A 16802-nucleotide genomic window follows, 5' to 3' on the forward strand; every position below is an offset into this window, starting at 1 on the left:
ACCGCTAAGAAAGTTCATACAGCCACAAGTTTGACGAGAAATTGTTGGATATGTACTGTTGGATTTTTTTAGTGGTGGCACTGGGGAGGGATACCCCGGTGCCTTTTGCATATCTACATCAACAATTTTACCACTAAAAAATTCATCAGTATGAAATACAATTCAAACTTAGAGCCTGCGGAAATGTCCTACTTCCGCCTTAATTTACTATCCTTTTTACGTGATTCCCACCCCGACAAAGCCAACGACCTTTCCTTTATTGCAGGACGTGGGGATATGGCAGCCGAAGCGTACAGCGAAGCCGTAAAAAGTGGTTTAGACCATATTCAGACAGCCGAAATTGCCAACGAAACCTTATTCAAAGGTTTGCATTTCTCTCCTTACAATGTGATTGTTGAAATTCTTTGGAACGAGTTCTTCGACGAAGTTTCTCCCAATGAAGCCCAAGCAAAGGCAAAAGAACTATTGCCCGAATGTCAAGCGGTATTTTCCAACTACAACCTGAATGATGATTTTGCCGAGACGACAGAGTACCAGTCGCTCTATACGGAGCTTGTCGGCACAATCCTGATTTTGCTCGAAAATGAGTTACAATAAGCGAACTCATTTGCGTCAGAACATTGATGCTGTCAAGTTGGCGTTAAGGCTCGACAAGGAACAGAAGAGAGCAACTCCCGAAGAGCGGGAAATACTCGCCAACTATTCAGGTTTCGGAGGAATTAAGGCAATTCTTAATCCTGCGGAAAAGCCCGAAGATATTGAGCGGTGGTCTAAATCCGAAATCGAGCTTTTTCCCTTAGTGCAGGAACTTCACGAGGTACTCCGTGAAAGTTCTCCCACACCGGAAGTTTACAAACGCTATGTCAGTTCCTTGAAAAGCTCTATCCTAACGGCATTTTATACGCCGAAGCCTGTTATTAACGCGTTGGCGGATGCCTTAAAAGATAGCGGTATCACACCGACTCGCTTCTTAGAACCCAGTGCCGGCACAGGTGCTTTTATTGCCTCTTTCAAAGAAATCGCACCCGAAGCCAAAGTAACCGGATTTGAAAAGGATTTGCTTACGGGAAAAATCCTCTCACACCTTTACCCGCAAGATAAAGTGCGGATTGAGGGTTACGAGAAAATGGAAGGACGTTACGCACAGCATTTTGATGTGATAGCATCCAATATTCCATTTGGCGATATTGCCGTATTTGACCCGCTGTTATCCACCCACGAGATACCGGCGGTCAAACAATCGACACAGGCTATCCACAACTACTTTTTTACCAAAAGCGTTATGACGGCAAGAGAGGGCGGAATAATCGCCTTTATCACTTCACAGGGCGTTCTTAATTCAGAGCAAAACAAGCCGATACGTGAATACCTGATGAGCACCTGCGATGTGGTTTCGGCTGTCCGCTTACCGAACAACCTCTTTACCGACCACGCCGGAACTGATGTCGGCAGCGATTTGATTATCCTGCAACGCAACAGTCAAAATACGGAATTGAACCAACGACAGCAGAATTTTATCGAATCCCGCAAGTTGTCAAACGATATTTCCATCAATAACCTGTTTCGTGATTTCGACAGGGTGGTGCAGACCGGTTCAAAGATAGATACCGACCCTTATGGCAAACCTGCCATTGTCTTTACACACGAGGGTGGAGTGGACGGTATTGCCAAAGACCTGCGTAAAATGCTGGATGAAGATTTTTCCCAACATTTGGATTTACAACGATACCAAAACTTTGCACAAGATGCTTCGGAACAAATAAAGTCTTTGCCCACCGAAGAAATAGAGTTGAAACCTGAATCAGAAGAAGCCGTATATGCCAACGACCTCAATCCCCTTTGGCAAACAGATGAGCTTGATCCTTTTTGGGAAGCACTTGAAGAACATTGGTTTTCTGATGAAAATATGCTTTCACAGAATACAAGAGAAACTGTTTCCATAGAACAATCGGTAAAAAATGAATCTGAAAAGCAAACCCTAAACAAGCCAACTTCGGGATTTGCAACTACTCTTTTCGATATGGACAACCCTGCCATTAAAAAAGAGCCGACTCCGGAGACAAAACCGAAGCCTGTTACAGAGCAACCATTAATTACGCTCTATGACCTCTTCGGATTTACCCAAGAGGAACGCAGTCAGGCAAATAAACCAAGAAAACGGAGCAAGAAGCCTCAAAAGCAGGAAAGCAAACCACAAGAACTTCCTTTTATGGATTGGCGGGAAGAATTGCAGTATGAAGCCACTCAAAAGAGGGAACAATTGCAACAGGAAACAGCACAAGCTTATCCCGTATTCGATGCCCGTCGGGAAGAACAATTGGAAAACCTTCGGGCGGAAGCTGAACGGGAACAACAAGAGCGTTTGAAACCTGTCCCTTTCCAACCGGAAGATATTCCATCCCATTACAGGGAAGGCACATTGGTAACGGACAATAACAACCGTATCGGTTATTTACGTGATTTGAACGGATTTCAGCCGATGTTCCATCCGCTTCAGCTCACCGGAACACAGCAGGCGAAAGCATCCCTTTACATCGAAATACGGGATACTTATCACCACCTGTACAGCAACGAAGCAACAAGGTTGGAAGCAAATCCCGCCTTGCGTGAAATGCTCAACAGGCTTTATGATGATTTTACCCGCCGTTTCGGAAACATAAACGACGCGAAAAACCTGAGCCTTATTAAAATGGATGCCGGAGGAACGGAAATTTTGTCCCTTGAACGCTATGTCAACGGCAAAGCTGTCAAAGCCGATATTTTCCAACAACCGGTTGCTTTTAATCCAAACGAAATAACTTCTGCCGATAACGCACGGGAAGCCCTGACCGCTTCGCTCAACAAATACGCGACTGTTGATCTTGACTATATGGCAGGGCTTACAGGCGGCACTTCGGAAGAGATTTTATACGAACTAAAAGGGCAGGTATTCTTCAACCCGATGATCGGTGCTTATGAAATCGCGGACAAATTCATAAGTGGCAATGTAATTTCCAAAGCCGAACACGTCGAACGCTATCTGGACAATCATCCCGATAATGAATCCGCAAAAGAATCCCTCACAGCACTTCGGGAAGCAACGCCCCGTCCGATATCCTTTGAGGATTTGGACTTCAATTTTGGAGAACGATGGATTCCGACAGGTATTTACAGCAAGTATGCTTCGTACTTGTTCGATACCGATGTGTCGGTACACTATGCACAAAGCCGGGATGAATACAGTCTGAAAGCCGACCATAAGAATATCAAGATTTGGGATCAATACGCTGTCAGGGCACAAAGTCGGAGTTATGACGGGATTGCGTTGATGAAGCACGCTTTGCACAATACCTCTCCCGATATTACCAAGAAAGTACGAAAATTGGTTGACGGAGAAATGCAAGACGTTAAAGTGAGAGATTCGGAATCCATCCAACTTGCCAATTCCAAGATTGACGAGATACGCAACGGTTTTACCGAATGGTTGGGCGAACAGTCGCAGGAGTTCAAAGACCGGTTGGCGGATAAATACAACCGCACGTTCAACTGCTTCGTTCGTCCCGATTACGACGGCAGTCATCAGGAGTTTCCCGGATTGGACTTGAAGGGTTTAGGTATCCCCGACCTGTACAAGAGCCAAAAAGATGCGGTTTGGATGGATAAACTCAATGGAGGGGGCATCATCGACCACGAGGTGGGCGGTGGAAAAACCCTGATAATGTGCGTAAGCGCCTACGAGAAAAAACGGTTGGGATTAGTTAACAAACCCCTCATTATGGCTCTCAAAGCCAATGTACACGAGATAGCCCAAACTTTCTGTACGGCTTATCCCAATGCAAAGGTACTGTATCCGGGTAAGGAAGATTTTACCCCTGCAAAACGGGCGAAGATCTTCAACGAAATGAAGAACAACAACTGGGATGCTATCATTTTGACGCACGAACAATTTGGTATGATCCCCCAGTCGCCCGAGATACAGCAACGCATTTTACAGGCGGAACTCGATTCGGTCGAAGAAAATTTGGAAGTATTAAGGGCACAGGGCAAGGAGATTTCCCGTGCAATGGAGAAAGGTCTGGTTAAACGACAACTTAATCTTGAAGCCAAGTTAAATACGATCGCTTATCAGATTGAAAACCGGAAAGATGATACAGTCGATTTTCGTTTAATGGGCATCGACCATTTGTACGTTGATGAGAGCCACCGTTTCAAGAACCTGACCTTTACCACCCGTCACGATAGAGTGGCAGGATTGGGAAATGCCGAAGGTTCTCAACGTGCCTTAAATATGCTGTTCGCCTTGCGTACCATTCAGGACAGGACGGGAAAGGATTTGGGAGCGACTTTCCTTTCAGGTACAACCATTTCCAATTCACTGACGGAGTTATACTTGCTTTTCAAGTATCTCCGGCCAAACGAACTGGAACGGCAGAACATAAATACGTTCGATGCCTGGGCGGCTATTTTTGCCAAAAAGTCGATAGACTATGAATTTTCGGTTACGAACGAGATTGTACAGAAAGAACGCTTCCGGTATTTTATCAAAGTACCCGAATTGGCGGCTTTTTATGCCGAAATTACGGATTATCGCTCCGCCGAAGATATCGGAATCGACCGGCCTGTCAAGAATGAAATCCTGCACAATATTCCACCTACGCCCGACCAACAGGAATTTATTCAGAAGTTGGTAGAGTTTGCCAAGACAGGCAAAGGCGAAGTATTGGGACGTGCTCCGCTATCGGAAAGCGAAGAAAAAGCAAAGATGCTGATCGCGACGGACTATGCCCGCAAAATGTCGCTCGATATGCGGTTGATTGACCCCGTAAAGTACGGCGACCATATAGATAACAAGGCTTCACACGTTGCTAAGATGGTATCGGATTACTATACCAAATTCAAGGATCACAAGGCTACACAGTTTGTTTTCTCTGATTTGGGGACCTACAAACCCGGAGAATGGAATCCCTGTTCCGAGATAAAGCGTAAACTGATGGATGACTACGGAATCCCCGCTCACGAAATACGCTTTATTCAGGAGGCAAAAACGGACAAGGCTCGCAAAACAATGATAAAAGATATGAACGAGGGCAAGATCCGTGTGTTGTTTGGCTCTACCGAAATGTTGGGAACAGGTGTAAATGCCCAAAAACGATGCGTTGCCATTCACCATTTGGATGCGCCTTGGCGACCGTCCGACCTTGAACAGCGAGACGGTCGGGGCATTCGTAAAGGTAATGATATTGCCAAACTGTATGCCGGCAATAAAGTGGATGTACTGATTTACGCCGTTGAAAAATCATTGGACGCTTATAAATTCGGTTTGTTGCATAATAAGCAGCTTTTCATCCGCCAGTTGAAAAACAACTCAATGGGTAGCCGTACCATTGACGAAGGCAGCATGGACGAAAAAGGCGGAATGAACTTTTCTGAATACGTGGCTATCCTTTCAGGTAATACCGAGTTACTCGAAAAAGCACGGCTGGAGAAGAAGATCGCTTCCCTTGAATCGGAACGACAGGCGTTTACCAGAGGTAAATCATCATCCCGCCATAAGTTGGAAGGTATTATGTCCGATGTGGAGAAAAATGACGGTATAATTAGCCGTATTTCCAAAGATATGGAAGCATTCAATTCCCGTGTTCAGTTTCAATCGGATGGCGTTACCCGCCTGAATCCTGTTTTATTGGACGGTTTGCAGGAAAGTAATCCGAAAGAGGTTGGAATAAAATTAAATGAGATAGCCGACAAAGCCCGGACTCACGGAGCACACGATAAAATCGGTACACTTTATGGTTTTGATTTATTGGTAAAATCCGAAACGAGTAATAAAGACGGTTTTGATGTGATACAAAACCGCTTTTTTGCCAAAGGGGAAGGAGGTATTCTTTACAATTACAATCACGGTTATATTGCTTCTGACCCGAAGACAGCAGCACTGAATTTTCTGAATGCCCTTGATACGATGCCTAAATTGTTGGAGAAATACCAATCGGATAATGAGAAATTGCAAAAGGATATTCCCGTTCTCAAAGAAGTCGTCGAAGCCACTTGGCGGAAAGAACCGGAACTGAAAGTGCTGAAAGATGACCTGATTAAATTAGACCGTGAAATCCAACTCTCGCTCAAACCAATCGAGGAGAGCGTACAGAACGATGCCGTTTCGATAAATAGTGCAAACCAGCCTACTGCCTCTGTCCGGGACACTCCTTTACCCAACAATTTACAGGGAGTGAAAGACATTATGGGTGACAGGCTTTTAATTGCATCGGTGGGGGGTAGTCCGCCGAAAGTGGAGAAGAAAGATACATCTAAGGCATTCAAGCTTTAATAGAAATGGCGATTGAACATATCCAATCGCCACTTTTATTATTTTTTTTCTGTGCTTGAAGTTATTTCAGATAACTGGTATAGGTAGAAGAACGCTTCTGGATTTGATTTTTTAAATTTATTAAATTTGGTACTTGTCGGTTCTTTTATCAGCCAATCTTTCATTTCTTGTATTTTTTCAGCATCGAATTTCTTTATATCCGTTTGTCCATATTTTATTACGGTAGCCATATATGCCACTTTTGCCGCATAAGTAATTGCCTTTTCAAGATGAAACACTTCCGAGTAAATAAAGCCCTTTACTTGCAATATACCTTTGGAGAGAATAGCGAAATCCGCCTTACCGTGATTACCCCGCAAACATATCTCTAATGAATTATCAATAATATCATCGAGTACGTCTGAAACCGTACAAATATTTTCCCTGTATTGTATTTCCGTTTCGGCAAATGATGAAAATACAGAAGAAACTATCTCCGCATTATCTGCATGGTCGCACAAGCAACCTATATCATACATTTGCTTGATAATTTCCATACCCATTTCTTTTTCGCCCTTCTTATAGGGTATGCCTGTTGTATTGGGAGCAAAGGCAGTCAGTTTGTCGCCCAGTATGTTGTTGAAATCAGGAACTCTTACTTGTGTTGCTGTTCCGTCTAATTTCACAAACAAACTATCTATAGGAACTTCAACCACATTTTGATAGTTTATTTTTTCTTTCAGAATATCCAGTAATACATAAGATTCTTTTTCTTCAATAACCGAATGGAAATACAGTTTATAATGTACTTTGTCTATTTTGGCTTTTGCCTTACGTGGGTGTTCTTCAAATCGAGTGAACCCATATTCTTTACAGATTTCGTCTAATATACTATCGAATTTCGCTTCTTTTTCGGGTACAATAATATCAATATCTATGGATAACCGTTTGCTCGAACGGAATAATAACATTAAAGCAGTTCCCCCTTTGAAAACAAAATCCAAATTAGATTTTGCAAGACCTTCTAAAAGCATTAAAGCTCTCACTACTTTTTCGACAAGTATTTTATCTTTTGCCTTTGTGGATTTTGTTATTGCTTCAATCCACTCTTTTGATGCGTTTTCTGATTTTATCATATTTTCAAATTTACGTCAATTTATGACGATTATTGACGATTTATAGTTTTCAAGATATCCTCTATTTCCCTTCTCTTATTTTTACGCCCTGCATATCTAAGCATCGTGTTTTGATTGATCGTGTATTTCTCAAAAGCAGTGCGTATAATCGTATATATTTCGTTTCCTTGAAAAGATATTAGTTCTTTATCCGTTGCTAAATCCACCAACATTTTTTCGAGAGTAGCCACATAGCAGTTTTTCACCTTTTGTGTAGGAGAATCCGATATCAAAGGACGAATAATAATTGTGTCGCTGAAATCCGATATATCTCCATAAAGATTACTAATCAGCATCACTTTTGAATATTGCTCTTTCAAAGCATAATATACAGCATCTAACGCATCTTTCTCTACATCCACAAATAGAATGTTGAAATTGATAAGATGTTGCGAGAAATAATTAACGTGGGACAATTCCCACTGGCAATAGTTGGCAAATGGAAAATTTTTGTTTATAAACTGGCTAATGCTTTTTTTCTTATGGGTAATTTCTGGAACAAATATTTCTGTTTTACCTAAACGGTATAACCCTTTGCCCACCCTTTGAAGTACTCCTTCCTGAACAAGAGCATACACACGCCAATTCACAGTTGTTTTAGGAATAGAGGGTTCTTCCTTCCTATAAAAAGCATCAATATCTTTTAATTCAATGATATTTTTGCTGCCAAACTCTTTTTGCAGCTTGTCGATATTTGTTATTTTACTCATATATGCTACTTTAATTCTCTGCAAAGGTAATCAAATTTACGTCAATAAATAGTTTTTTTTGACGTAAATTTGAAAAGACAAAACCCGTGCCTGTCATCACGACGGTACGGGTTTCTGTCAAACTGAAATTTCTAAAAATGAATGTATTGAAATTAAACAGCCCTCACGGGTTTTCCGTAGGCTTCCTGCCATTCCGTTTTTTATTGAAATTTTCTCTGATGAACGTATGTACATCACTCTCTTTATAGTAGGTCTTTTGGTAAACCGTCTGAAAAGGCAGTTCGCCTGTACTGCGATAGCGTTGCAGCGTTCGCTTACTTATATGGAGAAGCTGACACAAATCCTGATTGTCAAGCAATAGTTCTCCGTCTAACATATTCCTACGTTTACTCATTTTATCAAGGGTTTTATCCTGTTTGTCGAAGCGGTACATGACTCGTTCCATCCATGCTTCAAAGTCTTCTCTGCTGATATACATAATTGTTCAAGTGTTTAGAAGATATGCCCTATCATAAAGTAATTCTGATTGGACGGATCTTTTATGATTATTTCTTTTTCTCGCATATACTTAATGTAGCTTTTGGCGGTACGTTCCTTTACATCCATTGTTTGCTGGATGCGGTCGCACAGGTCGATATAAGTCAAGTGCTTTTGTACGCCAAATATCTCACGGGCAACTGTCGCCAGCTCCTTTTCTTTTCGCTTTTCCTTTTCCTCTCGTGGCTTTTCACCGATATAAATGTGCATTCCCAGTTCCTTATCCCAAGAGAACTGCATCAAAGGAACGTCGAGCGGGCTGCCGTCCCGTACTTTGAGTGCCTTAACCACCGATACCGACGGCTCGCTGTCGAGTTCGATACTCACGATTGCAGCCGCTTTACGTTGCAGTTCCGAGCCTAAATGTCCGCGAAGTTTCAACCCGTTTGGTACATAATGAAGTACGCAAACAATGCAGGTGCGGTATATTCCTGCCAAACGATATAACTCATCCACAATGCGAATACTTTCCGCTTCGTCATTGGCAGATAATACCAAATCGGCAATACCGTCAATTACAACCAATCGGATACCCTCATATTCGTAATGATATTTGTCCATACTTTGAACTATGGCTTGCAGTCGTTCTTTTCGGGACATTCCCGTAAGGGAGAACGCCCGTAGTTCTTCAGGTTTCTCGTTCAGTTTGGCACGTTTCAAAAGGTTGGAAACATTCTTGAATAGTTGTACTTCGGATTGTTCGGTATCATAAAGCAAAACTGCTTTGCCGTCGGAATTATCACGGACATTCACGCCCAACGTATCAATAGTGCGATTGTCTTTGATTATCGAACCTGCAATCAGGGCGGCAACATAGTTGCTTTTGCCGGTCCCTTCTCCGCCAGTAATGCAAAGAATATTACCCTGCGTTCCCAATGGTACGTCGCCAGCCGAGATTACTTCTTCGGCTTTGGCAGGAGGATTGTTGAAATCAATTTCACAGGATTTAAGCATGGTCATTGTTTCGTTATATAGATTGTCAAGAAAATCAATGAATAGTTGGCGGAACTCCTTTCGGCTGTTGCCTTTAGTGAAATAGTCGGTTATATCTTTCTCCCTTTTTTCGCCCGAAAGCGGTAACACAAGACGTTTAACACCATATTCTGTCAATGCTTTTTCGTGTTTGATTGCGGCTTCTAGTCCTGTTTTATCCACGTCGTAGAGTAGGACGATATGTTTGAAGCGAAATGTAAGTTTGTAGATTATTCCTGTCGGAATGGTCGAAGTTTCGCTGTTGAAGCAAATCGCATGAAAGCCGTGAGCGGCAAGAGTCATCACATCCTTTTCTCCCCCCGTGATGAACAGCGTATCTCCTTTGGCAGGTAATTGTTCCAGACCGAAACAGTAGCTTTCCCCGATATTACCTCCATATAAAAAACGAATTTCAGAGAACGGACGGTATATTTTTACATACCGTTTTCCCATATAACCGAAAATTGGTTCGTTCTCTGATGAAGTATAGTAAAAAGGCTTATTGTCCTTATTTTCGCTTCTAAACTCTTTCAGGGATACGGCTCTGTATAGTTTCAGTATTTCGGGAGTGATACCTGACCTTAACCAAAAGTCCAGTTCCTTTTGAGTAAACTTCTGTTGTGTGATATTATAGGGTTTGATTTTGGGTAGTTCCGGGATCGTCGAATTATTCTTTTGTGGAACTGACTGCGGAATATGAGTTGCATAGTCCGAACTATCCAATCCCAATGACATCTCCCTGTTTATGGTTTTCAGAATTTCAACGAAGTCCGCTCCATCGTTGCAATGCAAACCTTTCAACTTGCCAACGAAGAAAAAGCAATCGCCGCTATACTCATCGTTTCCAAAGTCTTTTATCTTGTAAACACTATTTCGACGGTCAAAATATACATTACATGAAGCTTTACGGTCTTCGTACAAAGGATTGAGGAAATTCCGCCCCGTTTTCCATTGCACAGGAATATAGTGTTTGAATACATCCAAACCGCTATTTGTCCGTCTTAACAGTTCGTCTTTGTTGAGCATGGAGTTGATAATTGTTTATAAGGTCATTCATACATTCGTCGGTACTGCGGATTCTCTTTTCTGAGAGCATTCGCTTAACTTCTGCAATGGTGTAATATGATTTGCCGGATATGATAGAGTAGGAAATTAGCCGTTTAGTGCGTAAACGTTGAAGTGTTCGTTCGCTAATTTTGAGGAAGGTGCATACTTCGTAACTGTCCACCCACATTTCGTCTGGATTGACAGTATCATCGTCCTGATGATCGATGACGAACTTGGCTATCGCATTAATTTTAGATACCAGTTCTTTGTATGCTTGGCTGTCTATTGTAATGACTTCCATATTTGCAACTTATTGATTTGTTGCAAAGGTCGGGGAAAGGATAATACAAAAACAGGGGGAGTAGTTAACTACTCCCCGAAGTTTAGAATATAATACTCAGTAATTCAGACAAATAAAAAATCATTCTTTTTCATTTTGTTTCAAAAGGTTGATTTTTCGACCTCGTTCCAAACTCCCTTTGAGGAAATCTAATGATTTTGTCAGGTTGCAAGATTTTCGGTTATATACCTCTGCCTGCTTATCGTATATACTTCCGAAGTTGCAATTGAAAACATATTCAAAAGCTCTTGCCAGTTGCACCAAAGATGCAGGTTTACCGTTTCGGTTCTTTATTTCTTTTGAAAGAAAAATGCTTATCACTAATTCCGCCAACCCGATAATTCCCAGTCCTTTTGCTTTGGGGATTACATAGAGTTCCGACTTAAACGATAGTTCTTCTGTTAGAGAAAATCTTTCCGGGTATTGTATCTTTAGTTTTAGCAATTCCATTTCAGAATGTAGAAAGCTCAAAGCCTTTCGGATGTAATTAAACTTAATCATATCCCCCCCCCGACTCGTAAAGTGATGATGTTTTTATTGAATCTATCTCGATACGGGAGTGATTCAATAGACGAAACACTTTCGAGTAATCTGCCTCTGAGTTGCTTGTTTCTGTAATCTGCTTAACAAAAGATTCATACGAAGTTTGAATTTCTTTGTTCGATACTTGCGAAGGTTCAGACAATAGTCTGAAAAACTCCTTGGTTTTTAAATCATTCATAGACATAATTTTTTAATGTTAGACGTTATGTGATAGACATACAAAGTCTTTCTTATGCCTGTATATAATCCTCAATTAAGAGGTGATCTTCCCCTGCAATGTATCAAATGTATCTGCTAATTCTAATTTTATTCCGGTTTCAAGGGCAGCGAAGTGTTTCTTGCCACAGGTTATTTTTGCTCTCTCGGTTGGTTTTATAGCGTCTTCAAACAAACCGCCCTTAGTCTCTACAACAAAATAAAGTTTCTGTTCGTTACCATCATCCCAAACAAGTGCCCAGTCGGGATTGTAGGCTCCCAATGGCGTATCAATCTTAAACCAGGAGGGTAGTTTGGTAAACACCTTAACATTATCGGAGCTTTCAAATCGTTGTGCCATACTGCGCTCTGTTTCCGAATCATAAATCACATAATCGTAGGGTGATTTGTTACTTTCCAGTAAGTTGCTGCTTAGATAACCTTGCAGCTCTTTGTTTTCAAACAGTTCCTGACACCACATATCCTTATCTATCCGCTTGTATTTGATGCCATCAACCAATAAGAGGCGCATCTCGTTACGGATGATATCAATAACCGATTCGATAAAGGCTTGCGGATTTTTCTTAAATGCTTCCAAGCGTTTGCTTCCGGTCAAGATGGAAACGATAGATTGCCGGGTCAATCCGGTCTCGTTTTGCAAGTAGGTAACAATATCCGGCAGTACCGAAACCGTATCGTCCATAATCCGTGTCGATTCACGCGGTGTATCTTCTCCTTCATGAACACCGCCTTCTGTTATAGCTAATTTTACCTTACGGGTAACAAAACGTCCTCTGCCTACAACCACTTCCTCGAATATTCGTTGAGCGCATTGCGTTATCAACTTGTCAGAATCAATCTTTACAGAGTAAGTCGTTTTGTATTTTATCCGATCCCACAGATTTTTGAAATCTTCGTTGTTGATAAAGAACTCTTTCCTAAACGTTACCCGACGTGCATCATCCCGATTTTTAATGTTCATGAAGTTTCCGCTGATACGCTTCAAGATTTTCAGAATCGGCATTTTTATATAATCGAACTCTTCGGGAATAACGACCCGGTTATCACGCAAGTCTATTTTTAACTTTTCCTGTACTTTGGCGGCAAATTCTTTGCTCTTCCGATTGATAACCTCTTCTTTTACATAGCCTTTCTCTACAAAATAGTCGTACAGACGTACAGATTTTTCTTCGTTCAGATAAATCGCCTTATCATTTTCTGCACCTACTTCGATACGGGCAAAAGAGTGTTTGTGCAGGTAACCGAACTTGATTCCGGTATCTTCCTCTATCTCATTCTGCAAGGCTTTAGCAAACTCTTCATAACTTTCGTTTGCCATGACCGTCAGTGTGTTTACTTCAAAACCTTTTACCCGCTCACCCTCCTGATTGACACACAAGCGAAGTCCCCGCCCAATCTCTTGCCGTTTCTTTATCTCTTTGGTTGTTTCGTTGAGCGTACAGATTTGGAACACATTCGGATTGTCCCAACCCTCACGCAAGGCGGAGTGGGAGAAAATAAAGCGTAGTGGCGTTTCGAAGCTCAACAACCGCTCCTTATCGCGCATAATCAAATTGAAAGCATCATCGTCTTTAGCCGTTTTCCCGGAGGTGTCTACAAAACGTTCGAACTTATCTCTCCTGTTTGATGCTTTACTTTGCTTATCCACGGAGAAATAACCATCGTGAATTTGGCTTACCTCCACATCCCGGTCTTTCAGCTCCTTGAACAAGGATCGATATTTCGCTTTCTGTATCAAACTGTTGTATTCCTCTTCGAAGATGCGGGCATACTTGCCGTTTTGGCGGTTTCCCTCCGCATCGTACTCCCGGTAGTTTGCCACCTTGTCGATAAAGAACAGGCTCAGCACTTTTATTCCTTGCGGATTGAGCACTATTTCTTTGTCAAGATGCGCCTCGATGGTCATGCGTATTTGCTCTCGCTTCAGCAGGTCGTCACTCAAACTCCCCGAGACAACGCCTTGTTCTATAATCTGATCATTGCTTGTAAACGACATATTCCAGCGTTCGTTTTCGTACCAAATATCTTCCACGATATACCCTTCGTATTGTTCACGCCGGGTTATATCAAATAGATCCTGACCTTGTTTTACCCACGCTTTCTTGCGGTCAACTTTTCCTTTGTTTTGAAAGTCCAATTCCACTTGCGCTTTAATACCGGCTTTGTTATCCACTTTCACCAAGTCAATATATGCATCATTTTGGAAACCTTCCACAGTGGCAGTCGCCACTTCAATCTGTTTGACCAATTTCAATTCGTAAGCATCTACCGAGTCGAGCTTATACATCATGTTGTAGGGCGTGCGGTGTGTGGCAGAATAACGCAAACAGCAGAGCGGATTGAGCGCAGCGATAGCTTCTTTGGCTTTGTCGGTATTATCCACACTTTGCGGTTCGTCGATAATCACTATCGGATTCGTTTCTTTAATCAGGTCGATGGGTTTGTAGCCCAACTTATCGTTGTAACGGTGGATAATGTTTGACTTGCTGTTTTCATCTTCACTTTCAAAACTTTTGCGGAATGCATCGATGTTGATCACCATAATTTGAATACTGTCACCCGTGGCAAACGACCGTACTTGCTCCAATTTGGCAGCATCGTACACAAAATAATCGTACACCACATTCTCGTATTCGCCTTTGAAGTGTTCTTTGGTGATCTGTAAGGATTTGTATGTACCCTCTTTGATGGCGATGCTCGGCACTACAATGATAAATTTGGTAAAACCGTAACGCTTATTGAGTTCAAAGATCGTTTTCAGATAGACGTAGGTTTTACCTGTACCGGTCTCCATTTCTACAGAGAAGTTCATTCCCTCTTTCTTGAAACTCTCGGTCGTCGATTGCGGCACGCCGTTGCGCAATTGGATACGCTGCATATTGGCAAGCATATCCTCCTCGATCATCTTTATGGAGTTTCCGATACCGATGGTCGCACGTTGAAATAGCAAACTTTCTTCGCCCTTGATGGGCGTGATAGAGAAGTTGCTTTGGAAAATCTCTTCGCCTTCAAAGATGTCGCAGATACTATTTACTGCGTCGTCCTGATATTCGAGGTGACTCTCGAATTTTAATGTCATATTTTTAGCCATACTGCGTCCTCTTTTTAAACGGTTGCCACATTCGTAATGCCGTGCTGTTTCAGGATCAGCAGCGTATTGGTTTTCACTTCGTCCGAACCATTAAATCCGGCTTCTTTGAATACCACCCGACAATTGGCATCTACACCTTCGGGGCTAACTGCTTTGTAGAGTTTTCCGATGCCTTCGGCAACTGTTGTGGATAGGTTATCTGCCAAGCAAACTATCAACGACCCGGCTCCCATTTCGTAGACTGTTTTTCCATCTATGGTGTGACGATTAATCTTTTCGGTCAGTTCTATGCCGTACTTGATCAATATCTCGTATAACAGATCGTCTTCGCTTCTATCCGTTTTGATATTGAACAGAGAGTTATTAAGCGCTGTTTCCAGATTATCGGGATTGCTATCCCAAGCATTGATATTGGAACTGTCGAGTTTGAAGACTTTAAAACCGGTATCGAGTTTCTTTGGTTCTTCAGTGAACAACCCTTCTTTCTCGACTTTCGCTTTTTGTTCTTCGAGTATCTTTTTACCGGCACGGCGAATGCGTTCTTTGGCTATTTCGGGAATGGTGGCATAACCAGCTTTCCGAGCTTCGCTCTCTTCGGGTGTTGGTTCGGGTATTTGTACACAGATGTATTTGCGGTTGCCTCCGTCTTCGGCATTGAGTTGCATCACCGCATGGGCGGTAGTGGCGGAGCCGGAGAAGAAGTCGAGAATGAGAGAGTCTTTCGCTGAACCTATATTTAAAAGATATTTTAGTAAGCTTATAGGTTTAGGAAAATCAAACAATCGTTGCTCTAATAATGCTTCAACTTCTAAACTCGCTCGTTGATTTGTTCCATATTCGATTCCCCAAAAATCATTGGGTATTTGTCCTTGACTTTCGGAAAGATAAATTTTCCCATAAGGCTGTTCGTCTCCTCCGCTTGTCCAGTAGATTCCATCTTCGGCATCAAGTTTTTGAAAATCTTCTTTTTTAATCATCCAAGGTCCATTAAGAATATTACCACTTTTTGTTTTTACTTCAAAATAATGACGACCTCGAGTTTTGTGAAATAAAATATCTCTACGGAACAAGCCTTTTTTGTCTTCATAACGATATTCATTCTTTGCCTTTTCAGATAATGGTAACTTTCCAACAGATACATTACTACCTGATTTAGCATAACAAGCAATATATTCTTTTACTTTTGCTATGTTTCCAATATTAGATTGATTGTCTGTCCTTCTCCAAGCGATCTGAAATACAAAATTCTCCTCCCCCATAATCTCATCACAAACCTTCCTCAAATTCGCTACTTCATTATCATCAATGGAGATAAATATCACCCCATCCTCTGTCAGCAGGTTGCGTGCCAATTTCAACCGTGGATACATCATATTGAGCCAGTTGGAGTGGTAGCGTCCGTCGCTTTCGGTATTGGTAGATAGTTTCTTGTCCTGCCCCGTTAGCTCGAGGTAGTTTTTCATATTATCCTTGTAGTTGTCTTTATATACAAAGTCTTTTCCTGTATTGTAGGGCGGATCGATGTAAATCATCTTTACACGGCTGTGGTAGCTCTTTTGCAGCAGCTTTAACACCTCCAGGTTGTCGCCTTCAATGTAGAGATTGTCGGTCGTATCCCAATCCACGCTCTCTTCGGGGCAAGGGCGCAGTGTGCCGGTGCTTCGCTTTTGTGCTTCACGGCGTGCGTTGGCTTTGCCGGCCCAATTGAGTGCAAAACGCTCTTCGGCTGTATCAGCATAATTACCCAACAAGTCGTTGAGGGCTTCAAAATCGACCTTTCCCTCTTTGATAACTTCGGGGAAAATCTGTTTGAGTTGTTCCAGATTTTGTGCAACCAAGTCGGCACTTTTGCTCTCGGCTTGCGGTATGTTTGTCTTTTGCATAG

General features: G+C 42.1%; 11 protein-coding genes. 2 read left to right on the forward strand and 9 right to left on the reverse strand.

Annotated elements, in window-relative coordinates:
• Positions 1 to 150: 150 nt before the first annotated feature.
• Together F5613_RS15000 and F5613_RS15005 are read left to right on the forward strand one after the other, a co-directional pair.
• A complete protein-coding gene (locus F5613_RS15000; RefSeq protein ID WP_179400373.1) occupies positions 151 to 597 on the forward strand; it encodes a DUF1896 family protein in 447 nt (148 codons plus the stop codon).
• Positions 584 to 6307 (forward strand): N-6 DNA methylase, encoded by a 5724-nt coding sequence (locus F5613_RS15005; protein WP_179400374.1) that lies wholly within the window; start codon positions 584 to 586, stop codon positions 6305 to 6307. Before F5613_RS15000 ends, F5613_RS15005 begins: the two co-directional genes overlap by 14 nt.
• Positions 6308 to 6345: 38 nt before the next feature.
• Here F5613_RS15005 and F5613_RS15010 read toward each other — a convergent pair whose 3' ends face one another.
• The 9 genes from F5613_RS15010 to F5613_RS15050 form a co-directional block, all read right to left on the reverse strand.
• The gene (locus tag F5613_RS15010) at positions 6346 to 7422 is read right to left on the reverse strand and encodes a nucleotidyl transferase AbiEii/AbiGii toxin family protein (protein ID WP_179400375.1); all 1077 of its coding nucleotides are present in this window, start codon (positions 7420 to 7422) and stop codon (positions 6346 to 6348) included.
• A gap of 29 nt (positions 7423 to 7451) precedes the next feature.
• A complete protein-coding gene (locus F5613_RS15015; protein ID WP_179400376.1) occupies positions 7452 to 8171 on the reverse strand; it encodes a DUF6577 family protein in 720 nt (239 codons plus the stop codon).
• Between the two features lie 163 nt (positions 8172 to 8334).
• The gene (locus F5613_RS15020; protein WP_179400377.1) at positions 8335 to 8649 is read right to left on the reverse strand and encodes a helix-turn-helix domain-containing protein; all 315 of its coding nucleotides are present in this window, start codon (positions 8647 to 8649) and stop codon (positions 8335 to 8337) included.
• 14 nt (positions 8650 to 8663) lie between these two features.
• Positions 8664 to 10706, reverse strand: a complete 2043-nt coding sequence (locus F5613_RS15025; protein ID WP_179400378.1) for an AAA family ATPase — start codon at positions 10704 to 10706, stop codon at positions 8664 to 8666.
• Positions 10669 to 11028, reverse strand: a complete 360-nt coding sequence (locus F5613_RS15030) for a helix-turn-helix domain-containing protein (RefSeq protein WP_179400379.1) — start codon at positions 11026 to 11028, stop codon at positions 10669 to 10671. The genes F5613_RS15025 and F5613_RS15030 overlap by 38 nt, the downstream gene beginning before the upstream one ends.
• Before the next feature lie 120 nt (positions 11029 to 11148).
• Positions 11149 to 11517, reverse strand: a complete 369-nt coding sequence (locus F5613_RS15035; RefSeq protein ID WP_246303435.1) for an RteC domain-containing protein — start codon at positions 11515 to 11517, stop codon at positions 11149 to 11151.
• A 43-nt stretch (positions 11518 to 11560) separates the two neighbouring features.
• Positions 11561 to 11788 (reverse strand): hypothetical protein, encoded by a 228-nt coding sequence (locus F5613_RS15040; protein ID WP_246303436.1) that lies wholly within the window; start codon positions 11786 to 11788, stop codon positions 11561 to 11563.
• A 75-nt stretch (positions 11789 to 11863) separates the two neighbouring features.
• Complete coding sequence (locus F5613_RS15045) at positions 11864 to 14917, reverse strand: type III restriction-modification system endonuclease (RefSeq protein ID WP_218858949.1); 3054 nt, start codon at positions 14915 to 14917, stop codon at positions 11864 to 11866.
• 14 nt (positions 14918 to 14931) lie between these two features.
• Positions 14932 to 16800 (reverse strand): site-specific DNA-methyltransferase, encoded by a 1869-nt coding sequence (locus tag F5613_RS15050; protein WP_179400382.1) that lies wholly within the window; start codon positions 16798 to 16800, stop codon positions 14932 to 14934.
• Positions 16801 to 16802: the final 2 nt, after the last annotated feature.

It is taken from the genome of Macellibacteroides fermentans, assembly GCF_013409575.1.
Lineage (GTDB): Bacteria > Bacteroidota > Bacteroidia > Bacteroidales > Tannerellaceae > Macellibacteroides > Macellibacteroides fermentans.